We start from the raw sequence: 24,606 nt of genomic DNA, 5'->3' as shown, positions 1-24,606 counted from the left end.
GATTATACGCCAAACCGCGCCGCTTGCATGAGTGTGGCGCGCGGCAGGGCGCAAACCGGCCCGTCGCATCAGGCATTGCGCCGGTCAAACTCATCAAAGTAGTTAACGATGCCGCTGGCAATCGCAGAGGCGATTTTCTGGCGAAATGCGGTGGTGCCGAGCAGTTGCTCTTCGCGCGGATTGGTAATAAAGGAGGTTTCGACCAGCACCGACGGAATCGACGGTGACTTCAGCACCGCGAAGGCCGCCTGCTCCGTATGCTGGCTGTGGAGATGATGCACCGGACGGATCTGATCCAGCACATGCTTGCCCAGCGTCAGGCTGTTCCTGATGGTGTCGGTCTGCACCAGGTCGAACAGAATCTGCTGCAGATAGTGATCCTGCTGCTGCGCTTTCACGCCGCCCACTTTGTCCGCATCATTCTCGCGCTGAGAGAGGTAGCGCGCCATCGAGCTGCTGGCTCCGCGATTGGAGAGCGCAAACACAGAGGCGCCACTGGCCTCAGGGCTGGTAAAACCGTCGGCGTGGATGGACATAAACAGATGCGCGCCGTGCTGATGGGCGATCTCCACCCGCTGATAGAGCGGAATAAAGTGGTCGCTGTCGCGGGTCAGTCGCACTTCGATGCGTGGATGGCTCTGAAGCTGGCGTTTCACATTACCGGCAATCTCCAGCACGATGTGCTTCTCTTCCGATCCCTCTTCGCCAACGGCACCCGAATCGATGCCGCCGTGACCGGGATCGATCATCACGATGCGCTTACCGTTTTTAGTCGGTGGTGCCGGGCGCGGATGACGCGGGTTCTCTGTAAGAGCCGACTGCTCTCTGGCCTGAACCGCGCGCGGCGATAAAATGGCCAGCGCCAGCCCGGAAAGCAGTAACTGACGACGGTGAATCAAACGTTTAAGCAGATGCATGTGCGGGTCCGGTAACAAAAATCCTGCCGGTGTTATAGCCTAAGGCTCCGCTGCCTGCGATCACAGAACCATTTCAGGGCATTACTTTGTATTGCAGGCCGCAAACAGAAAATTTGCGCTTTTTTATTTGCCGCCACTCAGACCAGGGTTGCGTGCAGCAGAGAATGCGTGATAATCAGCAAATTGTGCTTATTTACAGGTAAAGAAGATGGAAATCCGCGCCTTCCGCCAGGAAGATTTTGAAGAAGTGATCACCTTGTGGGAACGTTGCGATTTGTTACGGCCATGGAACGATCCGGAGCTGGATATCGAACGCAAAATGCAGCACGACCCCGATCTCTTTCTGGTTGCGGAAGTGGGCGGGGTGGTCGTGGGCACGCTGATGGGGGGGTACGATGGTCATCGCGGTGCGGCCTATTATCTGGCCGTGCATCCTGACTATCAGGGACGCGGCTTTGCCAATGCCCTGATGAACCGTCTGGAGAAGAAGCTGATTGCGCGTGGCTGTCCGAAACTGCACCTGATGATCCGCGAAGAGAACGATCAGGTTGTGGCGTTCTACGAGAAGCTCGATTACGAACCGGTGGACGCGCTGCTGTTTGGCAAACGCCTGATCGAAGATCGTGAGTACTAAACCGTCGCCGCGCTATCTGCCGGACGAATATGATGCGAGAGGGCAGCTGCGGCTGCCGTTTCTTTTCTGGCTGATCCTGTTGCTTCAGGCGCGGACATGGCTGCTGCTGGTGATGGCCGGTGCCTCGCGTCAGCAGGGCAACGATCTGCTGGCGCTCTTTTATCCGGATCGTCAGGCGTTCTGGATTGGCCTGGCGCTGGGCCTGCCGGCGCTGGTCGGGCTGCTGCTGACCGGCTATCGTCTGCGCCTGCCGCGATTCTGGCAGCACTGGCGCAGCGTGCTCTCGCTGTCGCTGCTGGTGAACCTGATCTGGCAGACCATGCAGTTTATTCAGGGCGACCTGCTGAGTTCACCGCTGCCCCTGATGCTGACGCTGTTCGACCTGCTGGCGCTGCTCTGGCTGCATTTCAGCCAGCGCTGCCGCGACTGCTTTCTGCCCGAACATCATCTTAATTAAACTTTTTGGCGCTTTGCGACTCCAATCAGTTCCGCCTTTCCGGCCTCGTATTAACAGGAGTTTTCATGAAAGCTGTTCGTTCCACGTTACTGCTCGCCGCTGTGGTGTTGAGCGGCTGTGCCAGTTCGGGTTCCGGCACAGACAGCAGCCAACAGGTAAGCTGGTGGAATCCGCTCAGTTATCACTGGTCCTCGGCGCTGCCGTGGAACTGGTTTGGTGGCACGTTAACCGCGACTGAACAGGGTGTGGGCGGCCTCACGGCCTCGACCGCCATGAAAGAGGAGGCGATTAACGCCGGGCTGAACGGTGACTATACGCTGCGTCAGGGGATGCGCAGCCAGAATGGCCAGGTGGTCTCTTTCTGGCAGGCGCTCCGTGATGGCAGGGTCAGGCTGGTGATAGAAGGGCAGTCGCAGGTCGAGCGCATTGAGGTGATGGACAGTGCGATTGTCAGCCACGACGGCAGCAAAGTGGGTGACGCCTTCAGCGACAGGTTCACGAAAGCCTTCAACAACTGCACCCTGGCCAGCGGCGCCGATGCGCGTGACGTGGCCTGTCGTGCGCCGGGCAGTCAGCATCTGACCTATCTTTATCACGGCGACTGGCATGGCCCAGAGGGACTGATGCCTTCTGACGATACGCTGAAAAGCTGGAAAATCAGCAAGATTATCTGGCAGCGTTAAGTGCCCGCCCTGTCAGCGTGCCGCCCGCGAGGCGGCCGCTGACGCACGCCCCATCCCGCTCCGCACACCGCTTATCATCCCCATCGGCTTTTGCTGAATTCAGCATAAACTCTGCCGCCGTCTTATGCTTTTTTCGACTTTGAAATCATCAAACGATATATAAAACCGTTACTCGTTTTCACGGAGTTATAAATAAACTGATGCATCAGCGGGCGAGATCCGCATCAAACTTTTTCAGGGTGCCAAATGACATTACAAGCGATGAATAAAATCGTGAGCGGTATCGCGTTGTCGCTGAGCCTGGCTGGCGCAGTCAACGCCACTGAACTCCTTAACAGCTCTTACGATGTGTCGCGGGAGCTGTTTGTTGCCCTGAATGCCCCCTTCGTTAAACAGTGGGATGCCGCGCATCCGGCCGATCCGCTGACCATTAAGATGTCACATGCCGGTTCATCGAAGCAGGCGCTGGCGATTCTGCAGGGACTGCGTGCGGATGTAGTGACCTATAATCAGGTCACGGACGTGCAGGTGCTGCACGATAAAGGCAACCTGATCGCCGCAGACTGGAAAAGCCGTCTGCCGAACAACAGCTCGCCTTTCTACTCCACCATGGCGTTTCTGGTGCGCAAAGGAAATCCTAAACAGATTCACGACTGGTCCGATTTAACCCGCAGCGATGTGAAGCTGATTTTCCCCAATCCGAAAACCTCCGGCAATGGCCGCTATACCTATCTGGCCGCCTGGGGCGCAGCAGATAAGGCGGACGGTGGCGACAAGGCTAAGACCCGGGCCTTTATGACGCAGTTCCTTAAGAACGTGGAAGTGTTCGACACCGGCGGCCGCGGCGCGACCACAACCTTTGCCGAGCGCGGACTGGGTGACGTGCTGATTAGCTTTGAGTCGGAAGTGAACAACATCCGCAACCAGTACGGCAAAGATGAATATGAAGTCATCGTGCCAAAAACCGATATTCTGGCGGAGTTTCCGGTTGCCTGGGTGGACAAGAACATTGCCCTTAATAACACCAAAGACGCCGCCAGTGCCTATCTGAACTACCTCTACACGCCTGAAGCGCAGAATATCATCACCCGGTATTACTACCGCGTGAACAACCCTCAGCTGATGTCGGCGCAGAAAGATCGCTTTCCGCAGACGACGCTGTTCCGGGTAGAAGAGGCGTTTGGCGGCTGGGATAACGTGATGAAGACCCATTTCGCCAGCGGTGGCGAGCTTGATCAACTCTTAGCGGCGGGGCGCGGATAATGTTTGCAGCCAGCCATAAACGTGTTCTGCCTGGTTTTGGCCTCAGCCTTGGCACCAGCCTGCTCTTTACCTGTCTGATTCTGCTGCTGCCGATCAGCGCCGTCATCATGCAGCTGTCGCAGATGACGCTGCAGCAGTACTGGGATGTGGTGACCAATCCGCAGCTGGTAGCGGCCTATAAAGTCACGCTGCTCTCGGCTGGCGTCGCCTCTCTGTTTAATGCGGTGTTCGGCATGCTGATGGCGTGGATCCTGACCCGTTATCGCTTCCCGGGCCGCGCGCTGCTGGATGGCCTGATGGATCTGCCGTTTGCGCTGCCGACCGCAGTCGCGGGTCTGACGCTGGCCGGCCTCTTCTCCGTCAGCGGCTGGTACGGACAGTGGTTAGCCCATTTCGACATCAAAATCTCCTACACCTGGATCGGTATCGCCATTGCAATGGCCTTTACCAGCATCCCGTTTGTGGTGCGTACCGTACAGCCGGTGCTGGAAGAGTTAGGCCCGGAGTATGAAGAGGCGGCCGAAACCCTGGGCGCGACGCCGTGGCAGAGTTTCCGCCGCGTCGTGCTGCCGGAAGTGGCGCCGGCGCTGCTGGCGGGCACGGCGCTCTCGTTTACCCGCAGCCTGGGCGAGTTCGGTGCGGTCATCTTTATTGCGGGCAACATTGCCTGGAAAACGGAAGTGACCTCGCTGATGATTTTTGTCCGTCTGCAGGAGTTTGACTATCCGGCGGCCAGCGCCATCGCGTCGGTTATCCTGCTGGCCTCGCTGATTCTGTTGTTCGCTATTAACACATTACAGAGCCGCTTTGGCCGTCGTCTGGGAGGTCACTAATGGCTGAGGTTTCGCAACTCAATCACGCGGCGCGTCAGCCGGTGAACTGGAGCAAATGGCTGCTGATTGGCATCGGGGCGCTGGTCTCGATTCTGCTGCTGGTGGTGCCGATGATCTCCATCTTCTGGGAAGCGCTGAATCACGGGCTGATTGCGGCCCTGAGCAATCTCTCCGACCCGGACATGCTGCACGCGATCTGGCTGACGGTAATGGTGGCGCTGATCACCGTACCGGTTAACCTGGTGTTCGGCACGCTGCTGGCCTGGCTGGTGACGCGCTTTACCTTCCCGGGACGCCAGCTGCTGCTGACCCTGTTCGATATTCCTTTTGCCGTGTCGCCGGTGGTGGCTGGTCTGATGTATCTGCTGTTCTGGGGCGTCAACGGCCCGGCGGGCGGCTGGCTGGATGCCCACAATATTCAGATTATGTTTGCCTGGCCGGGCATGGTACTGGCGACGGTGTTTGTGACCTGTCCGTTCGTCGTTCGCGAGCTGGTGCCGGTGATGCTGAGCCAGGGCAGTCATGAAGATGAAGCGGCGGTGCTGTTGGGCGCTTCCGGCTGGCAGATGTTCCGTCGTGTGACGCTGCCGAACATTCGCTGGGCGCTGCTGTACGGCATCGTGCTGACTAATGCCCGTGCGATTGGTGAGTTTGGTGCGGTCTCGGTGGTCTCGGGATCGATTCGCGGTGAGACCTATACGTTACCGCTTCAGGTTGAATTATTGCATCAGGACTACAACACGGTGGGCGCCTTTACAGCGGCCGCGCTGCTGACCCTGATGGCAATTGTGACGCTGTTTCTGAAAAGCATTCTGCAGTGGCGCTTAGAGCAGCAGCACAAACGTCTGCAACAGGAGGGAAATCATGAGCATTGAGATTAACAAGATCAACAAATCCTTTGGTCGCACCTCGGTGCTGAACGATATCTCTCTGGATATTGCCTCGGGTGAAATGGTGGCGCTGCTTGGTCCATCAGGCTCGGGTAAAACCACGCTGCTGCGCATTATTGCCGGGCTGGAGCATCAGAACAGCGGCCAGATCCGCTTCCATGGTAACGATGTCAGCCGCCTGCATGCGCGCGATCGCCAGGTCGGCTTTGTGTTCCAGCACTATGCGCTATTCCGTCATATGACCGTCTTCGACAACATCGCATTTGGTCTGACCGTTCTGCCACGCCGTGAGCGCCCTTCCACGGCGGAGATCCGGCAGCGTGTCACCCGTCTGCTGGAGATGGTGCAACTGGGCCATCTGGCGAACCGTTTTCCGGCGCAGCTTTCGGGCGGTCAGAAACAGCGAGTGGCGCTGGCGCGTGCGTTAGCGGTGGAGCCGCAGATCCTGCTGCTGGATGAACCTTTCGGTGCGCTGGATGCACAGGTGCGAAAAGAGCTGCGCCGCTGGCTGCGCGAGCTGCACGAAGAGCTGAAATTTACCAGCGTGTTCGTGACCCACGACCAGGAAGAGGCGATGGAAGTCGCCGATCGCGTGGTGGTGATGAGTCAGGGCAACATTGAGCAGGTCGGTACGCCAGACGATGTGTGGCGTGAACCGGCGACCCGTTTTGTGCTGGAGTTCCTGGGCGAAGTGAATCGCTTTGATGGCGAGATCCAGGGATCGCAGTTCCACGTCGGCGCGCACCACTGGCCGCTGGGCTACACCTCTGCCCATCAGGGCGCGGTGGAGCTGTTCCTGCGTCCGTGGGAGATCGACGTGTCGCGCCGCAGCAGCCTGGAAACGCCACTGCCGGTTCAGGTGCTGGAAGTCAGCCCGCGCGGCCACTTCTGGCAGCTGGTGGTTCAGCCTGCGGGCTGGCAGAGCGAGCCGTTCTCGCTGGTGTTTGAAGGCGAGCAGACGGCCCCGATTCGCGGTGAGCGTCTGTTTGTGGGATTACAGCAGGCGCGCCTCTACAAGGGCGATAAGCCGCTGCGCGCAGTTGCCTTTGCGCAGAGCGCCTGATATTTTCACCTCAACAGCGGGCGGGAGTCTCACTCCCGCCTTTTTTTCGCCTCTCGTTTGTAACAGGCCAGGAACCACACCGTGACGACTCTTGAGAACACCATCGGCAATACGCCGCTGATCAAATTGCAGCGCCTGACGCCCGCCAACGGCAGTGAGGTCTGGCTCAAGCTGGAGGGCAATAATCCGGCCGGTTCGGTGAAAGATCGCGCGGCCTGGTCGATGATCCATCAGGCGGAACTGCGCGGGGAGATTTCACCCGGCGACCAGCTGATCGAAGCCACCAGTGGCAACACCGGCATCGCGCTGGCGATGATCGCGGCCATGAAAGGCTACCGTCTGCGTCTGCTGATGCCGGACAACATGAGTCAGGAACGGCAGGATGCGATGCGGGCCTACGGCGCAGAGCTGATTCTGGTGCCACGGGAGCAGGGCATGGAAGGCGCCCGCGATCTGGCGCAGGCGATGGCCGCACGCGGTGAAGGCCGGGTGCTGGATCAGTTTAACAATCCCGACAACCCGCTGGGCCACTATCAGACTACCGGCCCGGAGTTGTGGCAGCAGTCGAACCAGCGCATGACCCATTTTGTCTCCAGCATGGGGACCACCGGCACCATCACCGGCGTCGGACGCTATCTCAAAGAGCAGAACAGCGGTGTGCAGGTGATCGGTCTGCAGCCCAGTGAAGGCAGCAGCATTCCCGGCATCCGGCGCTGGCCGCTGGCCTATCTGCCGGGGATCTACCGGCCCGATCTGGTGGATGATGTGATGGATATGACGCAGAAAGAAGCGGAAGAGACGATGCGGGAGCTGGCACGACGCGAGGGGATTTTCTGCGGCGTCAGTTCAGGCGGTGCGGTCGCGGGGGCGCTGCGTATTGCGCAGGCCAATCCGGGCAGCGTGGTGGTGGCGATCGCCTGCGATCGCGGCGATCGTTATCTCTCTACCGGGCTTTATCATCAGTAATCTTCACTGAGACGGTATCAGATCTGTGCGCGCGTGCATCGCCCACAGGTCTTTTTTTTGGCCAGAATCGCCTGCTGCGGGGATAATGAATCTGTAAGGATCGCGTAAAACAGGCTGCGTGAACGCCGGCTACAGGACAAAATAGCGCCAGTTCTGCTGAGAGATAACAATGAAAATTTTGCTCGTTGATGATGATGTTGAGTTAGGCACGATGTTAAGCCAGTACCTGATTGCCGAAGGGTTCGATGCCCAGCTGGTTCTGACTGGCAGCGCCGGAATAGAGGGGGCGCTTTCGGGGGCGTTCACCGCCCTGATTCTGGATATCATGCTGCCCGATATGAGCGGCATCGATGTGTTGCGTCAGGTGCGTCAGAAAAGCCGGATACCGGTGATTATGCTGACCGCGAAGGGCGACAACATTGATCGGGTCATCGGTCTGGAGATGGGGGCGGATGACTATATGCCTAAGCCCTGTTATCCACGCGAACTGGTAGCGCGTCTGCGTGCAGTATTACGCCGTTTCGAAGAGCAGCCGCTGCAACCCGAGTCGAAAGAGCCGCTGCGCTGGGGCGAGCTTACGCTCAATCCCGCGACCCGCATCAGTGAGTGGCAGGGTACGCCGTTTGACCTGACCGCCTCGGAATTTAACCTGCTTGATCTGCTGCTGCGTGCACCGGACAGAGTGGTCTCTAAAGATGAGCTTTCAGAAAAGGGGCTGGGGCGCCCGCGCGAAGCTTATGATCGCAGTGTTGATGTGCATATCAGCAATATCCGCCAGAAGCTCAGTGCGCTGACGGCAGACAGCATTAATATCGAAACCGTTCGCAGCATCGGCTACCGCATCCGATGAAGCAGAGTTACCGGGGACGCATGTTCTGGAAGATCTTCATCGGCTTCTGGATCGTGTTCGTCATCATGAGCCAGCTTATCTGGCTCGGTTTTACGCTTTCGGGTAAACGGCATGAGCCGCCTGAAATCGTGGCGATTCGGCGCATTGTCGATCTGCAGATGACCTCTGCCGCGTCGGTGCTGGAGCGCAACGGTCCTGAGGCGCTGAATGTGATGCTGTCGGACTGGAATGAGAGTGACCGGCAGTTCTTCCACGTCACCCGGCAGGCACAACCGTTGCCCGCTGAGAATCGCGTCAATCAGGATATCCGTGGACGTTTTCCTGAAGAGGTGGTGCGCCAGGTGCAGGGCGCGGATGGCAACGCCTATCAGCTGCGCTATGACCTGGATGGCATGCGCAAAGACAGCATCATGAACAGGATGCCACGCCGGTTCCTGAACATCCCGGAACCGATGTTTATCTTTGCCGGCTCAGTGGGACTGCTCTTCAGTCTGCTGCTGGCCTGGAACCTGACGTGCCCCCTGCGTCAGCTGCGGGAAGGCTTTTCCCGGGTCGCAGAGGGGGATCTGCGCGTCCGGCTATTTCCGGCCATGCGTAAACGCCGCGACGAACTCTCTACCGTTGCGCAAGCTTTTGATGCAATGGTCGAACGGCTGGATACCCTGGTGCGCGCCCGTGAAGAGCTGCTGCACGACATCTCTCATGAGCTGCGTTCACCGCTGGCGCGGCTGCAGCTGGCAACCGGACTGGCACGCCAGACGCCCGAAAATGTCAGCAGTTCACTCGATCGCATTGATGAAGAGGCGCGCCGGCTGGATAAGATGATCGGTGAGCTGCTGACGCTGTCACGAGCCGGGCATGAAAGCATCCCGGATGAGCAATATTTCGATCTTACCGGCCTGCTTGAGGCCGTAATCGCCGACGTGCGCTATGAAGCGCAGATCCCTGGCGTGCAGGTGGTGCTGCAGGTGGACGATCGGGCGGATTACACCGTTCGCGGTAACGCGGAGCTGATACGGCGCGCCACCGAGAATGTGCTGCGCAACGCGCTCCGCTTCTCCCTGCCGGGGCAGCGTATCGACGTGCATCTGCGCACGGATCAGCAGTGGCTGGCGATTCAGGTGCGCGATCAGGGCCCGGGCGTGGATGAGGAGAAACTCTCCAGCATCTTTGACCCCTTTGTCCGGGTTAACTCTCCGCTGATGGGGAAGGGGTATGGTCTGGGGCTGGCTATCGTGCGTAAGGTGGTGCTGGCACATCATGGGGAAGTCGAGGCGCGGAATCGTCCCGAAGGGGGGCTGGAGCTGACGCTGCGTCTGCCACGCTGGCAGCCTTAAGCCTTAAGCGCGTACAGCAGAAACAATAACGGCACCCGCAGGTGCCGTTATGTTACAGATAAACGCTTACTTTCTGATGCGAATTACCGGGGTTTCCCCCACGGTAACCTGGCCAGACAGCTTAATCAGTTCCTTGATCTCATCCATGTTGGAGATGACGACCGGGGTCAGGGTTGATTTTGCTTTCTCTTCCAGCAGCGGCAGATCGAACTCGATGACCACATCGCCTTTTTTGACATTCTGGCCTTCTTCAGCGATACGCTTGAAGCCTTCGCCTTTCAGTTCAACGGTATCGATACCGAAGTGGACGAACAGCTCAATGCCGTTGTCAGATTCGATCGAAAAAGCGTGATTGGTTTCAAAAATCTTGCCGATAGTCCCATCAACAGGGGCAACCATTTTGTTGCCGCTTGGCTTGATGGCAATACCGTCGCCCACGATTTTTTCTGCAAACACCACATCTGGTACGTCTTCAATATTCACGATTTCGCCTGACAGAGGCGCTACGATATCAATAGTCCCAGCGCTATCCGTTTTTTCGCCAAAAAGTTTAGAAAACAAACCCATGATCTTCTCCTAAGCAGTAATTTGGGGCCAGCATCATGCAGATTAGCAGAGCGTTTTTTCCTTAATGAATCTGTTGACCAGGTTCATTAAATCTTCCGCAGTCGGTTGAGCCAGTGCCTGCTCTGCTAATGCCTTCGCATCTTCAAAATTAGTATTACGAATGATTTTCTTGATGCCAGGGATAGAAATGGCACTCATGCTGAACTCGTCCAGCCCCATTCCCAGTAACAGTAGTGTAGCACGTTCATCACCTGCCAGCTCACCACACATGCCGGTCCATTTACCTTCAGCGTGAGATGCATCAATGACTTGCTTAATTAAGTTAAGCACAGACGGCGTCATTGGGTTGTACAGGTGCGAGATCAAATCATTACCACGATCGACCGCCAGAGTATACTGCGTCAGATCGTTTGTGCCGATACTGAAGAAATCAACTTCTTTCGCCAGGTGGTGGGCGATCACAGCTGACGCCGGGGTTTCCACCATGATGCCGACTTCGATGCTTTCATCAAAGGCTTTGCCCTCTTCGCGCAGCTGCGCTTTCAGCAGTTCGAGTTCGGCTTTCAGGCTGCGGACTTCTTCAACCGAGATGATCATCGGGAACATGATGCGCAGTTTACCGAACGAGGAGGCGCGCAGGATAGCACGCAGCTGAGCATGCAGAATCTCTTTGCGGTCCATGGCGATACGGATTGCGCGCCAGCCGAGGAACGGGTTCTCTTCTTTCGGCAGGTTCATGTAAGGCAGATCTTTGTCACCGCCGATATCCATGGTACGCACGATAACGGCCTGTGAACCCATCGCTTCCGCGACGGCTTTGTATGCCTGGAACTGCTCTTCTTCGCCTGGCAGCGAGTCGCGGTCCATGAACAGGAATTCGGTGCGGTAGAGGCCTGCGCCTTCTGCGCCGTTACGCTCAGCCCCGGCGATATCGCGCACGGTACCGATGTTGGCACAGACTTCAACCTGATGACCATCCAGCGTGACCGCGGGCAGATCTTTCAGCTTGGCTAATTCATGTTTTTCCGACAGATACTGGTTCTGTACGGCTTTCAGCTCTTCCTGAATCGCTTCTGAAGGGTTGACGTGAATCGTGTTGTTGACACCATCCAGAATCAGGAAATCGCCGTTTTTGATCGTGGCGGTGACGTTACCGGTGCCGACAATGGCCGGGATCTCCAGCGAACGCGCCATGATAGAGGTGTGCGAGGTACGGCCACCCAGATCGGTAATAAAGCCCAGCACCTTTTTCAGGTTCAGCTGTGCGGTTTCTGACGGCGTTAAGTCTTTGGCCACCAGAATGGATTCTTCCTGAATCGCGCTCAGGTCAACGATGTGCAGACCGAGAATGTTTTGCAGCAGACGCTTACCGATGTCGCGCACGTCAGCCGCACGCTCTTTCAGGTATTCATCATCTAACTCTTCCAGTGCTTTCGCCTGGCCATCGATGACTGAGTAGGCAGCGGCATCGGCAGACGCGTGATCTTTCTTGATCAGGTCAATGATTTCCTGCTCCAGCTCTTCATCTTCCAGCAACATGATGTGGCCTTCGAAGATCGCTGCTTTCTCTTCACCCAGGGTTTCACCCGCTTTGACGCGAATCGCTTCCAGTTGTGTTGCCGCTTTGCTACGGCCATCAAGGAAGCGCTGAACTTCCTGCTCAACCTGGTCATCAGAAATTTTCTTGCGATTGATGACGATCTCGTCTTCTTTCAGCAGCAGTGCTTTGCCGAAAGCGATACCTGGTGATGCTAAAATGCCTGAAATCATAACGCTACCTTTTAATCACGATGGCTGATGGGACTCTTTGCGGTGCCATTGTCGCGGGACACGTACTCTACGAAAGCAATAACGCGGACAGGTTGTCCGCGATCAAGATGTTTGCACTCAATGGCGCAGAGGAGTCGATTTGCTGGAGAGCTGAGCGGAGATTACTCCAGTTCAGCCATCAGTTTGACCAGATGTTCAACGGCCTTCTGCTCATCTTCACCTTCTGCAGAGAGTGTCACGACGGTGCCCTGAGTCAGACCCAGCGTCTGCAGTTTGAACAGGCTTTTCGCACTCGCTGATTTACCGTTAGAGGTCACGGTAATTTCTGACTGGAAAGCTTTGGCTTCTTTAACGAATTGCGCAGCTGGGCGAGTATGCAGGCCGTTTGGTGCAGTAATAGTAACTTCTTGCTGGAACATTCTATTTCCCCAACGTTATCAGAATGAGTTTTATGGATCTAAAGTCTAGCCTGGAGCCTCTACTTTAGCCTGTGTCGGTGCGCGGGTATAGCATCCTGCTGACCAGAGACGCGCATGCGTCAATACGACAATCCGTTGCGTCTCAAAACCGATTCTACACGTCACCGGTTAATTATGCCGTGATTCGCCGTTTCACTGAATCCGTAAATCGATTCAGCTTGATCCACTTCAAACGCGGATTAATTTCAGGCATCGAAATAATTGGCAGTCTAAATACCAGAGCGGCATCACTGAAATCAATCTGCCGGGTGATGAAAGTGAGATCTGCGCCACAAAAAAGCACCCGTGCGGGTGCTTTTTTATCCATTTTAAGACTTTCGCCGCGACTAGGGCTGCAGCTCTTTTTCGGTGAAAAGATCGGCAAACAGCGCAGTACTCAGGTAACGTTCACCGGAAGAGGGGAGGATGACAACGATATTTTTGTTGGCGAAGGTCTCATCTTCCTGCAGCTTCAGCGCAGCAGCAACCGCAGCACCGGAAGAGATACCGGCCAGAATACCTTCCTCTTCCATCAGACGACGCGCCGTGCTAATCGCCTCTTCGTTGGTAATTGCCACGACGCGATCCACCAGGTTCAGCTCCAGGTTACCTGGAATAAAGCCTGCACCGATGCCCTGAATCTTGTGCGGGCCTGGTTTGATCTCCTCACCGGCCATCGCCTGAGCAATCACCGGCGAATCGGTCGGTTCAACCGCAACGGTAATCAGATCTTTTTTGCCTTTGGTGTTTTTGATGTAGCGGCTCACGCCGGTCAGCGTACCACCGGTGCCGACACCGGCAATAAAGACGTCTACTTCGCCATCGGTGTCTTCCCAGATTTCCGGGCCGGTAGTCTTTTCATGAATTTCCGGGTTGGCCGGGTTGCTGAACTGCTGCAGCAGAACATATCTGTCTGGATCGCTGGCGACAATCTCTTCCGCTTTGCCGATAGCGCCTTTCATACCCTTTGCGCCTTCGGTCAGAACCAGCTTCGCGCCCAGCGCTTTCAGCAGCTTACGACGCTCCACCGACATGGTTTCCGGCATGGTCAGCGTCAGTTTATAACCGCGTGCGGCTGCCACATAGGCCAGCGCGATACCGGTGTTGCCGCTGGTCGGCTCCACCAGTTCAACACCCGGTTTCAGAATACCGCGTTTTTCTGCGTCCCAAATCATATTGGCACCGATACGGCATTTTACGCTGAAGCTCGGGTTACGGGATTCAACTTTCGCAAGGATGCGGCCGTTACCGATGCGGTTCAGTCGAACCAATGGCGTATGACCAATTGTCAAAGAGTTGTCTTCATAGATCTTACTCATAGCCTGTCCTTAACTGTATGAAATATTGGGAACCCTATGAGCATACCTGTTCTGCCTGGGGGCGGAAGGAAAGAAATCGTATATCTATATGTCACCCGGCAATAAGCCTCTGTGAAAAGAGCATAAGGCGCGCTGATGGTTTCAGCGCACGTCGCTGCGAGCCAGCTGCGACCGATAGCGATCCACCCACATAGCCGTCGCACCGCAGACGGCTACCGGCATGATGACCAGGTTCAGCACCGGAATCATGGTGAACAGGCTGGTCAGCGCGCCAAACTGCATGTTGGCCGTTTTGTGCTGACGCAGGGCATTACGCATCTGCCGGAACGGCACTTTGTGGTTATCGAACGGATAGTCACAATACTGGATAGAGAGCATCCAGGCGCTGAACAGAAACCAGAGCACTGGCGCAATGGTCTGACCAAACCCCGGAATAAAGTAGAGCAGCAGCAGGCCCAGCGCGCGGGGCAGGTAGTAGCCCAGTTTCTGCAGTTCCCGCTTCATGATGCGCGGCACATCTTTCACCATCGCCGCCCAGCCGCTGTCGGGCAGTGGTTTACCGGTCAGACGGCCTTCAAGCTGTTCTGCCAGCAAACCGCAGAACGGGGCGGCAATCAGGTTGGCCAGCGTCGAGAAGAAGTAGCTGAACACCAGCACAATCGCGATAACCGACAGCGGCCACAACAGATAACTCAGCCACTGCAGCCAGTCGGGAATATGGGCCATCAGGCGCGGGATCCAGTCGCCCAGCCGATAGAAGAGCCAGACGAAAGCGCCGCCCAGCATGATGATGTTGATCAGCAGCGGCATCACGACAAAGCGGCGAAGGCCAGGCAGGCGCACCAGTTTCCAGCCCTGGTTAAAATAGTGCATGCCATTAAAATCTGAGACGGAATTCTCACGGGCCATAAAGCCATTTCTCCTGAAGGTGTGAAGGCGCGCTCACTATAACCTGGCTTTTTCTCCAGTCCAGGTACCGTTTGGGTAAAAAAACAGCGAAAAAGCGTGGGTTGCCTATCTTATTTGTCAGAAAATAGTGCACAGACTTGCACTTGTGTAGCAGGGCAAATACAGTTAGAGGATAAAGTTTGCCGCGGTGGCAAGGTATTGGAACAACAGAGAATACAATGATGCAGGATTTGCGTCTGATATTAATCGTTGTTGGCGCGATCGCCATTATAGCGCTCCTTCTTCACGGACTGTGGACCAGCCGTAAAGAGCGTTCGTCAGTGTTTCGCGATCGCCCGCACAAACGTCTGAAACAACGTGATGACCATGATGAGCAGGACCTGACAGACGACGAAGATGACGGCGTCGGCGAGGTTCGTGTTCGTTCTGAGCGCAGCGTACACCAGGAACCGCGTTTCGATGCGATCCGCGACCCTCAGCCAGAAGCGCCGCGTCAACAAGCGCCTGCTGAGCCTGTGCGTCAGCCTGCGCCACGTCCCGCACCGCAGCCCGAACCTGAAAGCGATCCGCTTTTCAGCTCAGCACCGCAGCCTGCTCCGCAGCCGCGTCCTGAACCGGTTCGTCAGCAGCCTGCGCCGACTTTTGTCGCGCCGCCTGTTCAGGCCGATCCGCTGCTGGATCTCGATCCGCTGGAACCGGTACAACCTGCACCGCAGTACCAGGCAGAACCTGAGCCTCAGCCTCAGCCTCAGCCTCAACCCGTGCAGCCTGAACCGGCCCCGGCGCCTGCGCCAAAAGCCGCAGCGGAAAAACCGAAAGAAGCGGTGCTGGTGCTGCATGTTGCCGCGCATTCGGGTGGTGAGCTGAACGGTGAAGCGTTGCTGCAGGGGATTCTGCAGGCGGGCTTCCAGTTTGGCGAAATGAACATTTTCCACCGTCATCTTAGTCCGGCAGGCAGCGGTCCCGTGCTGTTCAGCCTGGCGAACATGGTTAAGCCTGGCTCGTTCAACCCGGACCTGATGACCGATTTCAGCACGCCAGGCATCTCTATCTTTATGATGGTGCCTTCTTACGGCGATGCGAATCAGAACTTCAAGCTGATGCTGCAGTCGGCGCAGCGTATCGCTGATGATGTCGGTGGCGTTGTGCTGGATGATGAGCGTCGCATGATGACGCCGCAGAAGCTGGAAACCTACAAAGCGCGAATCCGCGATGTGACTGGCGCCTGAGCATTGCGCTAATCACTGTCTGAATTGTTAAAACAAACCCCCGCCTGTCGGGGGTTTTTTATCTGATGGGGCTTTATGAAATCCGTCCAGGATCACATCACCGAACTGCGCACCACGTTGCGCCATCATGAATACCTCTATCACGTCATGGATGCGCCGGAAGTCCCGGATGCTGAGTATGATCGCCTGATGCGCGAACTGCGTCAGCTGGAAGAGGATCACCCCGAGCTGGTTACCCCTGACTCGCCCACCCAGCGCGTCGGGGCGGCACCGCTGACGGTATTTGAGCAGGTACGTCATGAGGTACCGATGCTGTCGCTGGACAACGCCTTTGATGAAGCCACCTTTATGGCCTTCAACAAGCGCGTGCAGGACCGGCTGAAAAGCAGCGATGATCTGACCTACTGCTGTGAACTCAAGCTCGATGGCGCGGCGGTCAGCCTGATGTATGAAAATGGCCTGCTGGTCAGGGCCGCCACGCGCGGCGACGGCACCACCGGTGAGAACATTACCGCCAACGTCCGCACCATCCGCGCCATTCCGTTGCGGCTGAAAGGGGACAACATCCCGGCCCGGCTGGAAGTACGTGGTGAAGTCTTCATGACGCAGCGTGGCTTCGAAAAGCTGAACGAGGAAGCGCGCCGAACCGACGGCAAAGTCTTTGCGAATCCGCGCAACGCGGCAGCAGGATCGCTGCGTCAGCTGGATCCGCGCATCACCGCCAGACGCCCGCTGACCTTCTTCTGCTACGGGTTTGGTCTGCTTGAAGGCGGCGAAATGCCGCACAGCCACATGGGGCGTCTGCAGCAATTAAAAGCCTGGGGCCTGCCGGTCAGCGATCGCATTAAGCTGGTGCATAACGCGGAAGAGGCTCTGGAGTTCTACCGCGATATTGAGCAGCAGCGGCCGACGCTGGGCTTCGACATTGACGGCGTGGTCATCAAGGTCGATTCGCAGGCGCTGCAGGAGCAGCTGGGCTTTGTGGCGCGCGCCCCGCGCTGGGCGATTGCCTTTAAGTTCCCGGCGCAGGAGCAGCTGACCTGGGTGCGGGATGTTGAATTCCAGGTCGGGCGCACAGGGGCGATTACGCCGGTTGCGCGTCTTGAACCGGTGCAGGTGGCGGGCGTGATCGTCAGCAATGCCACCCTGCACAATGCGGATGAGATAGAACGCCTGGGCTTACGCATCGGCGATCGGGTCGTGATTCGCCGCGCAGGGGATGTGATCCCGCAGGTGGTCAACGTCGTTACCGCCGAGCGCCCCGCAGAGACGCGTGAGGTGGTGTTCCCGGCGCATTGTCCGGTCTGCGGCTCCGAAGTAGAGCGGGTCGAGGGCGAATCGGTCACGCGCTGCACCGGCGGCCTGATCTGCGGCGCTCAGCGTAAAGAGGCGCTCAAGCACTTTGTGTCGCGCCGGGCGCTGGATGTGGACGGTATGGGCGACAAGATTATCGACCAGCTGGTCGAGAAAGAGTATGTCAGTACGCCAGCCGATCTGTTCCGGCTGACGGCGGGCAAGCTGACCGGGCTGGATCGCATGGGGCCGAAATCGGCACAGAACGTGGTCGACGCGCTGGAAAAAGCGAAATCAACCACCCTGGCGCGCTTCCTTTATGCGCTGGGGATACGCGAAGTCGGCGAAGCGACTGCGGCGAATCTGGCCAACCATTTTGGCGAGCTGCAGAAGGTTATGGATGCTGATCTTGATGCGCTGATTGCGGTGCAGGATGTCGGCAAAGTCGTCGCTACTCATGTGCGCAACTTCATGGAAGAGGAGAGCAACCGCGAAGTTATCCGCCAGCTGACAGAAGAGATCGGCGTGCACTGGCCGCAGGTGGTGGTGGTGAAGGCTGACGAGATCGACAGTCCGTTCGCCGGTAAAACCATTGTGCTGACCGGTTCCCTGTCACAGATGAATCGCGATGATGCCAAAGCACAGCTTATCGCGCGGGGGGCTAAAGTCATTGGCAGCGTTTCGAAGAAAACCGATCTGCTGATCGCCGGTGAGGCGGCCGGGTCAAAGCTGGCGAAAGCGCAGGAGCTGGGCATTGAGGTGATTGATGAAGCCGAAATGATCCGTCTGCTGGGAGCCTGAGATGGATGAGCACCAGCTGGTGGCGATAGCCAACACGCCGATGCCGTTTGGCAAATACAAGGGGCGGATGCTGATCGACCTGCCGGAGCCTTATCTGCTCTGGTTCGCCCGCAGTGGCGATTTTCCATCCGGTCAGCTGGGCGATCTGATGCAGCTTACGCTGGTCATCAAAACAGAGGGTCTGGAGGGGTTAGTCAGACCGCTCCAGACCCGCAGCTAATCGTGCCCGCGCAGGCGGGCCCGGTTACTTCTGTGACTCCATTACGGAACCTTTCACCTGCAGCGCCTGCTGCTTCTCGTTGCTCTTCTTGTAGCGTCCGGCAATAAACGAACAGACCATCAGCTGCACCTGATGGAAGATCATCAGTGGCAGCACGATAATCCCCACCGTACTGGCCGGGAACAGGATGTTCGCCATCGGCACGCCATTCGCCAGACTCTTCTTCGAGCCACAAAACAGCACCACGATCTCATCGGCGCGTTTAAAGCGGAACAGGCGCGACGCCAGCAGATTGATAATCAGCACGGCGGCCAGCAGCAGAACAGAACCCGCCACGATCCACATCAGCGTCGTCAGACCCACGCGATGCCAGATGCCGTTCACCACCGCTTCGCTGAAGGCGGAGTAAACCACCAGCAGGATCGAGGTCTGGTCGGTTTTACCAATCAGGCTGCGGTGTTTCTCAATCCAGCCGCCAATCCAGCGACGTGAGAGGTGGCCCAGCATGAACGGGACCATCAGTTGCAGCATGATTTTGCCAATCTGCTCCAGACCGTCGCTCGGCGCGCTGCTGTGAATATCCATCACCAGATTGACCAGTAACGGCGAAATAAAGACGCCCAGCAGACTGGATGCCGAGGCGCTGCAGACAGCAGCCGCAACGTTACCCCCGGCCATGGAGGTAAATGCAATGGCGGACTGCACTGTGGCAGGCAGGATACAGAGATAGATAAAGCCGGTATAAATTTCCGGGCCGACATCGACCGGATGCCACCAGACCAGCAGCAGGCCCAGCGCCGGGAAGAGCACAAAGGTGCTGAACATAATCCAGAGATGCAGCTGCCAGTGGCTGCTGCCGGCGATGATCTTTTCTCGCGACAGTTTGGCACCGTGCATAAAGAACAGCAGGGCTATCGCGGCCGTCGCAAGGTAGCTGAAGATATCGACATAGATCCCTTTTGCGGGCAAAAAGGAGGCCAGTAACACCGTGATGATGAGTTTGACCATCATCGGATCAAGCTTTAAAAATCCCATTGTTAAATTCCGGTAAATTTTCAATAGGGCGATTGTGCGTGAAACGTGTTTAGAAATAAAATTGATTTATTAAATTAATCTATGAGCGTAATCGATGAATTATACCCTTCGGCAGCTTCGCACCTTTATCGCCGTCGCACACTACGGGGGTTTCAGTCAGGCCGGACAGGCGATAGGTCTGAGCCAGTCGGCGGTCAGCCACAGCATCAAAGAGCTGGAGGCGGAAACCGGCGTCCGTTTGCTGGATCGCACCACCCGCGAAGTGATGCTGACCGAAGCGGGTAAACAGCTGGCGTCACGCATGGAGCGGCTGCTGGAGGAGATCCACACCACGCTGCTGGATATCCGCAGTTTTGGCGAGCAGCGCAGCGGCACGGTCAGAGTCGCAGCCAGTCAGACTATCTCCGCCCATCTGATGCCCCAGTGTTTGGCCGCCAGCCAGCACCATTTTCCCGATATCAAAGTGATCCTGCACGATCGTGCTCAGCATTGGGTGCTGCAGAGTGTGCGGAATGCGGAAGTGGATTTTGGCATTGTGATCGGGCCACTCAGCGACACCGACTTCGACAGCATCGCGATTCTGGATGAGCCTTTCCTGCTGTTATGCCGTGAAGACGATCCGCTGGCGCAGGTGGAAAGGGCGGAATGGCCGATGCTGGAGGGGCGGATGATGGTGTTGCAGGATTACGCCTCCGGCAGCCGGATACTGATTGACGCGGCAATGCAGCAGCAGAATGTCAGGGCCGAAGTGGTACAGGAGATCGGCCATCCCGCAACGCTCTTCCCGATGGTGGAAGTGGGGATTGGCATCAGTATTCTGCCCGCGCTGGCGTTGCCGTTGCCCGCCGATCGCGCATTAACGGTGCGGCGGATCTACCCGGAAATTAATCGCAGCCTGACCCTGATAAAACGGAAAAACCGCTCGCTGACGCCCGCAGCCGAAGCGATCTGGCAGGAGGTGCGCCAGCAGGCGGCGCTGCTGGCGCAACAACGCGCGGCCAGACCGGCGTTTTAGGGTCAGATATAAACGTTTACTTTATTGCTGTCGGTTGGCCGGTTAATGCCATCCGCCTTGTTCTCACTGACGGTCATCGGGTCACTTTTCGGCTGATCCTGCTCGGCCTGCTTCTGTTCCAGCTGTGCAATCTGAGCCTGAATCATGGTGATTTGTGACTGGTACATCTGCTGCATTTCGGCTTTCTGTTCGTCAGTCAGCTCGTGGTTGTCGGCCAGTTCTTTAACCTGGGTTAAAACGTTCTGAATCTGTTTATTCAGCGCAGAGATCTGCGAGGCAATACTGCCACCGCTGCTGTCACCGCCACTGACGGCACTGCTTAAAATTCCGGAAATTGAAGACATCATTTTCTCCCTGTAAGTCGTCACCTACGTTATCGGCACGCAGCGAAACGACTTGAATGAATAGGGTAGTAAAAGGACGTAAAGAGGAAAGCCCGTAAATGGCGGTTCAGCAGAAACGAAAAAAGCGCCTTAAAGGCGCTTTCTTCTGAATGGGTGGGTCGTGCAGGATAGCCATCAGCCCGATGGGTGAGGCTGTCGCCTCAGCCTGAATCGCAGGCGATTCAGTCGAACCTGCTGCAGGTTCTCATCCTGCACGATTATCACTGTGCGTCAGAAACGAAAAAAGCGCCTTAAAGGCGCTTTCTTCTGAATTGGTGGGTCGTGCAGGATTCGAACCTGCGACCAATTGATTAAAAGTCAACTGCTCTACCAACTGAGCTAACGACCCGAAGTGGTGGGTGATGACGGGCTCGAACCGCCGACCCCCTCCTTGTAAGGGAGATGCTCTACCAACTGAGCTAATCACCCACTTCGTACTTCAGTACTGCTTTAACAGATAAGATATGGTGGGTGATGACGGGCTCGAACCGCCGACCCCCTCCTTGTAAGGGAGATGCTCTACCAACTGAGCTAATCACCCATATCTTCATACCTGTTCACTGCGGGCACCCTGTTAAGAGTGGTGGGTGATGACGGGCTCGAACCGCCGACCCCCTCCTTGTAAGGGAGATGCTCTACCAACTGAGCTAATCACCCCCGCTGTGTGGAGTCGCATTATAGGGATAGTTGATTTTGAGTCAACGCTTTTTAAAACATAAATGTGCGTTCGGTTTATTTTTAAACATCCTGTCGCGCTTTTAGCCAATGTGCTGGTTTTTCTGGCAGAAAAGCGCCTTTTCACGGCGGCCAACTGGCGGGCACGCATTGAGGATTCACCATCAGATGCTAGAATGTGCCCACTGTTTTTCGCGTCTAACCTGTTTTTTGTCATCCAGACAGAGAACCTGCGCATCTAAGGCACTATTTAATGAAAATCAAAACACGCTTCGCGCCCAGCCCGACGGGCTATCTGCATGTCGGTGGCGCTCGTACCGCTCTTTACTCCTGGCTCTTTGCCCGTCACAACCAGGGCGAGTTCGTACTGCGCATCGAAGACACCGACCTGGAACGCTCCACGCCGGAAGCGATCGAAGCCATCATGGATGGCATGAACTGGCTGAGTCTCGACTGGAATGAAGGCCCTTACTACCAGACTAAACGTTTCGATCGCTACAACGCGGTCATTGATGAAATGCTGGAAGCCGGTACAGCCTATAAATGTTACTGCTCCAGAGAGCGTCTGGACGCGCTGCGTGAAGAGCAGATGGCGAATAATGAAAAGCCGCGTTATGACGGCCGCTGCCGTGACAGCCATGAACACCACGCCGACGATGAGCCGTGCGTCGTGCGCTTCCGCAATCCGCAGGAGGGGTCGGTGATCTTCGACGACCAGATCCGTGGCCCGATCGAGTTCAGCAACCAGGAGCTGGATGACCTGATTATCCGCCGCACCGATGGTTCGCCAACCTACAACTTCTGTGTGGTGGTGGATGACTGGGATATGGGGATCACCCATGTTATTCGCGGTGAAGACCATATCAACAACACGCCACGTCAGATCAACATCCTGAAAGCGATTGGTGCACAGGTTCCGGTTTATGCTCACGTTTCAATGATTCTGGGCGATGACGGCAAAAAACTCTCCAAACGTCATGGTGCGGTCGGGGTGATGCAGTATCGTGATGATGGCTATCTGCCAGAAGCCCTGCTCAACTACCTGGTGCGTCTTGGCTGGTCACATGGCGATCAGGAAATTTTCAGCGTAGCCGAAATGGCAGAGCTGTTCACCCTGGATGCCGTCAGCAAGTCCGCCAGTGCGTTCAACACCGAAAAACTGCAGTGGCTGAACCACCATTACATTAATGCGCTGCCGCCGGAATATGTGGCAACCCATCTGCAATGGCATATCGAGCAGCAGAATATCGATACCCGCACCGGCCCCGAGCTGGCGAAGCTGGTGAGTCTGCTGGGCGATCGCTGCAAAACGCTGAAAGAGATGGCGGCATCCTGTCGCTACTTCTATGAAGACTTTGCTGAGTTTGACGCCGATGCGGCGAAGAAACATCTTCGTCCGGTGGCGCGTCAGCCGCTGGAAGTGGTGCGTGACAAGCTGGCTGCCATCACGGAGTGGACAGCAGAAAACGTGCACCAGGCTATTCAGAGTACCGCAGATGAACTGGAAGTCGGGATGGGCAAAGTCGGCATGCCGCTGCGTGTCGCCGTGACCGGTGCCGGTCAGTCACCCGCTCTGGATGTCACCGTCGAGGCGATTGGTCGCAGCCGTAGCGTGGCCCGTATCGAGCAGGCGCTGGCCTTTATCAGTGAGCGTGAAGCGCAGGCTTAATCTATACAGCCGGAAGCATCACGCTTCCGGTTTCTTTATGCTTCCTCACCAATACCCAGTCGCTGCAACACGCCTTTAATCCCTTCACGTAAGATTAATGCGGTGAACTGATCCTGCTCATCCTGACTCATTTGCTGGACAGAACTTATCAATAACGCAGGTAACGAATTGGTGACCGCGCCATAGGTTGCTGCGGGTTCATTGAGATTGCGGGTTGACTGAATAAAACTTTTTACACGTTCGTCAATATGGATAAGACGTGCCTTACCGCCCTGTACGCCGGGCTTTGGCGTGGTTGTCCAGTTTTCCCGCTTGATCCATTTATTTACCGTTTGCCGACTGTAACCCGTTTCTGCAGCCAGCTCTTCGGGAGTAAGCCATTCCTTTTTCACGATGCTGTCCCTGTTCAATACATTAGCGGTACATATTACAGCAAAACGTAACGGGAGAAAGTAACTGAAGCTGAAATTGCCTTTTGTCACCGGACAAAAGGCAAAACAGAATTACTGCGGATTGCTGACAGGTTCAGCGGCAGGACGGAAGGCCAGGAAGTAGGCCAGACCGACGAAGACGGCACCACCCACGGCATTACCCAGGAAGACGGCAACAAAGTTTGGCAGGTATTCTGCCCAGCTCATCTGACCGGCAAAAATGGCGGCAGGGATGATAAACATGTTGGCAACAACGTGCTGGAAGCCGATCGCGACAAACGCCATAACCGGGAACCACATACCGAAGATCTTGCCGACCATATCTTTACTGGCAAACGCCAGCCACACCGCCAGACAAACCAGCCAGTTACAGCCGATACCGGAAATAAAGGCGTGCAGGAAATCGGCATGGACTTTGGCAGAAGCGATTGCCACGGTTTTCTTCAGGTAGTCACCTTCAGTCATGCCCAGCATGTGTCCAAAGAACCACGCCACGGCCACGCTGCCGATAAAGTTAGCCAGGGTAACCCAGAACCAGTTGCGCGCCACGCTCGTAAAACGGATGCGGCGGGCGAACCAGGCGACTGGTAAGGTCATCATATTGCCGGTCAGCAGTTCACCGCCAGCCAGCACGGTCATGATGATCCCGACCGGGAACACGGCCGCGCCTAACAGGCCGCCAAAGGAGCCCCATTCGGCAGGCAGGGAGTTAATCACATGCAGATCCAGCAGGAAGCCGGTCGCAATAAATGCGCCCGCCATAAAGCCAAGGATCAGGAGGGTGCTGACAGGCGAACGGCTTTTAGCCACGCCTGACTGGATCGCCAGTTGGGCGATTTCTTTGGGTGTATGCAGCGACATAGTATCTCAGTAATTTTTTATGATTAAGGGGACGTTAACGCCTGGTGGACGCGGGGTGCGCGGGAAAGGGTCCCGGCT

The 24,606-nt window shown here is 56.5% G+C and carries 26 protein-coding genes and 4 tRNA genes; 15 read left to right on the top strand and 15 right to left on the bottom strand.

Annotated features, from left to right (window positions below; genetic code table 11):
- Window positions 1-68: 68 nt before the first annotated feature.
- The gene (gene amiA, locus ACR6AS_RS09445) at window positions 69-917 is read right to left on the bottom strand and encodes an N-acetylmuramoyl-L-alanine amidase AmiA (RefSeq protein ID WP_418804001.1); all 849 of its coding nucleotides are present in this window, start codon (window positions 915-917) and stop codon (window positions 69-71) included.
- A 208-nt stretch (window positions 918-1,125) separates the two neighbouring features.
- Here amiA and ACR6AS_RS09440 point away from each other — a divergent pair, with 208 nt between their 5' ends.
- From ACR6AS_RS09440 to ACR6AS_RS09395, 10 genes are all read left to right on the top strand, one after another.
- Window positions 1,126-1,551 (top strand): GNAT family acetyltransferase, encoded by a 426-nt coding sequence (locus ACR6AS_RS09440; protein ID WP_111139352.1) that lies wholly within the window; start codon window positions 1,126-1,128, stop codon window positions 1,549-1,551.
- On the top strand, window positions 1,541-2,008 hold the full coding sequence (locus ACR6AS_RS09435; RefSeq protein ID WP_111139353.1) for a DUF2919 domain-containing protein: 468 nt from the start codon (window positions 1,541-1,543) through the stop codon (window positions 2,006-2,008). The genes ACR6AS_RS09440 and ACR6AS_RS09435 overlap by 11 nt, the downstream gene beginning before the upstream one ends.
- Window positions 2,009-2,073: 65 nt before the next feature.
- Window positions 2,074-2,691, top strand: a complete 618-nt coding sequence (locus tag ACR6AS_RS09430) for an RpoE-regulated lipoprotein (protein WP_111139354.1) — start codon at window positions 2,074-2,076, stop codon at window positions 2,689-2,691.
- Window positions 2,692-2,937: 246 nt separating this feature from the next.
- A complete protein-coding gene (locus tag ACR6AS_RS09425; RefSeq protein WP_418804004.1) occupies window positions 2,938-3,954 on the top strand; it encodes a sulfate ABC transporter substrate-binding protein in 1,017 nt (338 codons plus the stop codon).
- Window positions 3,954-4,787 carry a sulfate/thiosulfate ABC transporter permease CysT gene (cysT, locus tag ACR6AS_RS09420; RefSeq protein WP_434161843.1) on the top strand — a complete coding sequence of 278 codons (834 nt, stop codon included), beginning with the start codon at window positions 3,954-3,956 and terminating at the stop codon, window positions 4,785-4,787. The genes ACR6AS_RS09425 and cysT overlap by 1 nt, the downstream gene beginning before the upstream one ends.
- Window positions 4,787-5,662, top strand: coding sequence for a sulfate/thiosulfate ABC transporter permease CysW (cysW, locus tag ACR6AS_RS09415; protein ID WP_111139357.1), 876 nt, complete (start codon window positions 4,787-4,789; stop codon window positions 5,660-5,662). Before cysT ends, cysW begins: the two co-directional genes overlap by 1 nt.
- On the top strand, window positions 5,652-6,740 hold the full coding sequence (gene cysA, locus ACR6AS_RS09410; RefSeq protein WP_111139358.1) for a sulfate/thiosulfate ABC transporter ATP-binding protein CysA: 1,089 nt from the start codon (window positions 5,652-5,654) through the stop codon (window positions 6,738-6,740). Before cysW ends, cysA begins: the two co-directional genes overlap by 11 nt.
- Before the next feature lie 81 nt (window positions 6,741-6,821).
- Window positions 6,822-7,706 carry a cysteine synthase CysM gene (gene cysM, locus ACR6AS_RS09405; protein WP_111139359.1) on the top strand — a complete coding sequence of 295 codons (885 nt, stop codon included), beginning with the start codon at window positions 6,822-6,824 and terminating at the stop codon, window positions 7,704-7,706.
- Between the two features lie 169 nt (window positions 7,707-7,875).
- Entirely contained in the window at window positions 7,876-8,556 is a 681-nt protein-coding gene (locus ACR6AS_RS09400) for a response regulator transcription factor (protein ID WP_111139360.1), read from the top strand.
- Complete coding sequence (locus ACR6AS_RS09395) at window positions 8,553-9,893, top strand: ATP-binding protein (RefSeq protein ID WP_111139361.1); 1,341 nt, start codon at window positions 8,553-8,555, stop codon at window positions 9,891-9,893. The genes ACR6AS_RS09400 and ACR6AS_RS09395 overlap by 4 nt, the downstream gene beginning before the upstream one ends.
- 66 nt (window positions 9,894-9,959) lie before the next feature.
- Here the strand turns inward: ACR6AS_RS09395 and crr are convergent, their stop codons facing one another.
- The 6 genes from crr to cysZ all read right to left on the bottom strand — a co-directional run bounded on the left by crr (window position 9,960) and on the right by cysZ (window position 14,916).
- Window positions 9,960-10,460 (bottom strand): PTS glucose transporter subunit IIA, encoded by a 501-nt coding sequence (gene crr, locus ACR6AS_RS09390; RefSeq protein ID WP_434161840.1) that lies wholly within the window; start codon window positions 10,458-10,460, stop codon window positions 9,960-9,962.
- Between the two features lie 42 nt (window positions 10,461-10,502).
- Window positions 10,503-12,230, bottom strand: coding sequence for a phosphoenolpyruvate-protein phosphotransferase PtsI (gene ptsI / locus ACR6AS_RS09385; RefSeq protein WP_434161838.1), 1,728 nt, complete (start codon window positions 12,228-12,230; stop codon window positions 10,503-10,505).
- Between the two features lie 161 nt (window positions 12,231-12,391).
- On the bottom strand, window positions 12,392-12,649 hold the full coding sequence (gene ptsH, locus ACR6AS_RS09380) for a phosphocarrier protein Hpr (RefSeq protein WP_003848868.1): 258 nt from the start codon (window positions 12,647-12,649) through the stop codon (window positions 12,392-12,394).
- Window positions 12,650-12,821: 172 nt separating this feature from the next.
- Window positions 12,822-13,016, bottom strand: coding sequence for a hypothetical protein (locus tag ACR6AS_RS09375; RefSeq protein WP_111142243.1), 195 nt, complete (start codon window positions 13,014-13,016; stop codon window positions 12,822-12,824).
- 19 nt (window positions 13,017-13,035) lie between these two features.
- Window positions 13,036-14,007 carry a cysteine synthase A gene (gene cysK, locus ACR6AS_RS09370; RefSeq protein ID WP_111142244.1) on the bottom strand — a complete coding sequence of 324 codons (972 nt, stop codon included), beginning with the start codon at window positions 14,005-14,007 and terminating at the stop codon, window positions 13,036-13,038.
- 141 nt (window positions 14,008-14,148) lie between these two features.
- On the bottom strand, window positions 14,149-14,916 hold the full coding sequence (gene cysZ, locus ACR6AS_RS09365) for a sulfate transporter CysZ (RefSeq protein ID WP_293772843.1): 768 nt from the start codon (window positions 14,914-14,916) through the stop codon (window positions 14,149-14,151).
- 218 nt (window positions 14,917-15,134) lie between these two features.
- Between cysZ and zipA the strand changes: the two genes are divergently transcribed.
- From zipA to ACR6AS_RS09350, 3 genes are all read left to right on the top strand, one after another.
- Complete coding sequence (gene zipA / locus ACR6AS_RS09360) at window positions 15,135-16,145, top strand: cell division protein ZipA (RefSeq protein ID WP_434161835.1); 1,011 nt, start codon at window positions 15,135-15,137, stop codon at window positions 16,143-16,145.
- 75 nt (window positions 16,146-16,220) lie between these two features.
- Complete coding sequence (ligA, locus tag ACR6AS_RS09355) at window positions 16,221-18,239, top strand: NAD-dependent DNA ligase LigA (protein ID WP_434161833.1); 2,019 nt, start codon at window positions 16,221-16,223, stop codon at window positions 18,237-18,239.
- 1 nt (window position 18,240) lies between these two features.
- Entirely contained in the window at window positions 18,241-18,459 is a 219-nt protein-coding gene (locus ACR6AS_RS09350; RefSeq protein ID WP_128085986.1) for a DUF3820 family protein, read from the top strand.
- Between the two features lie 24 nt (window positions 18,460-18,483).
- Here the strand turns inward: ACR6AS_RS09350 and ACR6AS_RS09345 are convergent, their stop codons facing one another.
- Window positions 18,484-19,494 carry a bile acid:sodium symporter family protein gene (locus ACR6AS_RS09345; protein WP_434161831.1) on the bottom strand — a complete coding sequence of 337 codons (1,011 nt, stop codon included), beginning with the start codon at window positions 19,492-19,494 and terminating at the stop codon, window positions 18,484-18,486.
- A gap of 94 nt (window positions 19,495-19,588) precedes the next feature.
- Between ACR6AS_RS09345 and ACR6AS_RS09340 the strand changes: the two genes are divergently transcribed.
- On the top strand, window positions 19,589-20,509 hold the full coding sequence (locus ACR6AS_RS09340; protein ID WP_293772837.1) for a LysR family transcriptional regulator: 921 nt from the start codon (window positions 19,589-19,591) through the stop codon (window positions 20,507-20,509).
- Between the two features lie 2 nt (window positions 20,510-20,511).
- Here ACR6AS_RS09340 and ACR6AS_RS09335 read toward each other — a convergent pair whose 3' ends face one another.
- From ACR6AS_RS09335 to ACR6AS_RS09315, 5 genes are all read right to left on the bottom strand, one after another.
- Entirely contained in the window at window positions 20,512-20,853 is a 342-nt protein-coding gene (locus tag ACR6AS_RS09335; protein WP_111142087.1) for a FlxA-like family protein, read from the bottom strand.
- Between the two features lie 312 nt (window positions 20,854-21,165).
- Window positions 21,166-21,241: transfer RNA gene (locus ACR6AS_RS09330), tRNA-Lys, on the bottom strand.
- Between the two features lie 4 nt (window positions 21,242-21,245).
- Window positions 21,246-21,321, bottom strand: a tRNA-Val gene (locus ACR6AS_RS09325).
- A 36-nt stretch (window positions 21,322-21,357) separates the two neighbouring features.
- Window positions 21,358-21,433: transfer RNA gene (locus ACR6AS_RS09320), tRNA-Val, on the bottom strand.
- 40 nt (window positions 21,434-21,473) lie between these two features.
- Window positions 21,474-21,549 (bottom strand) — tRNA-Val (locus tag ACR6AS_RS09315).
- Between the two features lie 271 nt (window positions 21,550-21,820).
- Here ACR6AS_RS09315 and gltX point away from each other — a divergent pair.
- The gene (gltX, locus tag ACR6AS_RS09310) at window positions 21,821-23,236 is read left to right on the top strand and encodes a glutamate--tRNA ligase (RefSeq protein ID WP_293772835.1); all 1,416 of its coding nucleotides are present in this window, start codon (window positions 21,821-21,823) and stop codon (window positions 23,234-23,236) included.
- A gap of 35 nt (window positions 23,237-23,271) precedes the next feature.
- On the opposite strand, the gene ACR6AS_RS09305 is transcribed toward gltX, so the two are convergent.
- Together ACR6AS_RS09305 and ACR6AS_RS09300 are read right to left on the bottom strand one after the other, a co-directional pair.
- On the bottom strand, window positions 23,272-23,628 hold the full coding sequence (locus tag ACR6AS_RS09305) for a YfeC-like transcriptional regulator (protein ID WP_111141162.1): 357 nt from the start codon (window positions 23,626-23,628) through the stop codon (window positions 23,272-23,274).
- Between the two features lie 111 nt (window positions 23,629-23,739).
- Complete coding sequence (locus ACR6AS_RS09300; protein WP_111141163.1) at window positions 23,740-24,528, bottom strand: formate/nitrite transporter family protein; 789 nt, start codon at window positions 24,526-24,528, stop codon at window positions 23,740-23,742.
- Window positions 24,529-24,606 lie beyond the last annotated feature (78 nt).

It is taken from the genome of Pantoea phosphatilytica (assembly GCF_051025615.1).
Taxonomy (GTDB): Bacteria; Pseudomonadota; Gammaproteobacteria; order Enterobacterales; family Enterobacteriaceae; genus Pantoea.
This window is presented reverse-complemented; position numbering and strand designations above follow the sequence as displayed.

Bases quoted from the DNA above. Each gene is read 5' to 3' on its own strand.
- ACR6AS_RS09400 (WP_111139360.1), top strand. From the start codon at position 7,876: ATGAAAATTTTGCTCGTTGATGATGATGTTGAGTTAGGCACGATGTTA.
- ptsH (WP_003848868.1), bottom strand. From the start codon at position 12,649: ATGTTCCAGCAAGAAGTTACTATTACTGCACCAAACGGCCTGCATACT.
- ACR6AS_RS09440 (WP_111139352.1), top strand. From the start codon at position 1,126: ATGGAAATCCGCGCCTTCCGCCAGGAAGATTTTGAAGAAGTGATCACC.
- ACR6AS_RS09395 (WP_111139361.1), top strand. From the start codon at position 8,553: ATGAAGCAGAGTTACCGGGGACGCATGTTCTGGAAGATCTTCATCGGC.
- crr (WP_434161840.1), bottom strand. From the start codon at position 10,460: ATGGGTTTGTTTTCTAAACTTTTTGGCGAAAAAACGGATAGCGCTGGG.
- ACR6AS_RS09340 (WP_293772837.1), top strand. From the start codon at position 19,589: ATGAATTATACCCTTCGGCAGCTTCGCACCTTTATCGCCGTCGCACAC.
- gltX (WP_293772835.1), top strand. From the start codon at position 21,821: ATGAAAATCAAAACACGCTTCGCGCCCAGCCCGACGGGCTATCTGCAT.
- ACR6AS_RS09345 (WP_434161831.1), bottom strand. From the start codon at position 19,494: ATGGGATTTTTAAAGCTTGATCCGATGATGGTCAAACTCATCATCACG.
- cysT (WP_434161843.1), top strand. From the start codon at position 3,954: ATGTTTGCAGCCAGCCATAAACGTGTTCTGCCTGGTTTTGGCCTCAGC.
- ptsI (WP_434161838.1), bottom strand. From the start codon at position 12,230: ATGATTTCAGGCATTTTAGCATCACCAGGTATCGCTTTCGGCAAAGCA.
- ACR6AS_RS09350 (WP_128085986.1), top strand. From the start codon at position 18,241: ATGGATGAGCACCAGCTGGTGGCGATAGCCAACACGCCGATGCCGTTT.
- ACR6AS_RS09430 (WP_111139354.1), top strand. From the start codon at position 2,074: ATGAAAGCTGTTCGTTCCACGTTACTGCTCGCCGCTGTGGTGTTGAGC.
- ACR6AS_RS09425 (WP_418804004.1), top strand. From the start codon at position 2,938: ATGACATTACAAGCGATGAATAAAATCGTGAGCGGTATCGCGTTGTCG.
- ACR6AS_RS09300 (WP_111141163.1), bottom strand. From the start codon at position 24,528: ATGTCGCTGCATACACCCAAAGAAATCGCCCAACTGGCGATCCAGTCA.
- amiA (WP_418804001.1), bottom strand. From the start codon at position 917: ATGCATCTGCTTAAACGTTTGATTCACCGTCGTCAGTTACTGCTTTCC.
- ACR6AS_RS09375 (WP_111142243.1), bottom strand. From the start codon at position 13,016: ATGGATAAAAAAGCACCCGCACGGGTGCTTTTTTGTGGCGCAGATCTC.
- ligA (WP_434161833.1), top strand. From the start codon at position 16,221: ATGAAATCCGTCCAGGATCACATCACCGAACTGCGCACCACGTTGCGC.
- cysA (WP_111139358.1), top strand. From the start codon at position 5,652: ATGAGCATTGAGATTAACAAGATCAACAAATCCTTTGGTCGCACCTCG.
- cysK (WP_111142244.1), bottom strand. From the start codon at position 14,007: ATGAGTAAGATCTATGAAGACAACTCTTTGACAATTGGTCATACGCCA.
- cysZ (WP_293772843.1), bottom strand. From the start codon at position 14,916: ATGGCCCGTGAGAATTCCGTCTCAGATTTTAATGGCATGCACTATTTT.
- ACR6AS_RS09335 (WP_111142087.1), bottom strand. From the start codon at position 20,853: ATGTCTTCAATTTCCGGAATTTTAAGCAGTGCCGTCAGTGGCGGTGAC.
- cysW (WP_111139357.1), top strand. From the start codon at position 4,787: ATGGCTGAGGTTTCGCAACTCAATCACGCGGCGCGTCAGCCGGTGAAC.
- zipA (WP_434161835.1), top strand. From the start codon at position 15,135: ATGATGCAGGATTTGCGTCTGATATTAATCGTTGTTGGCGCGATCGCC.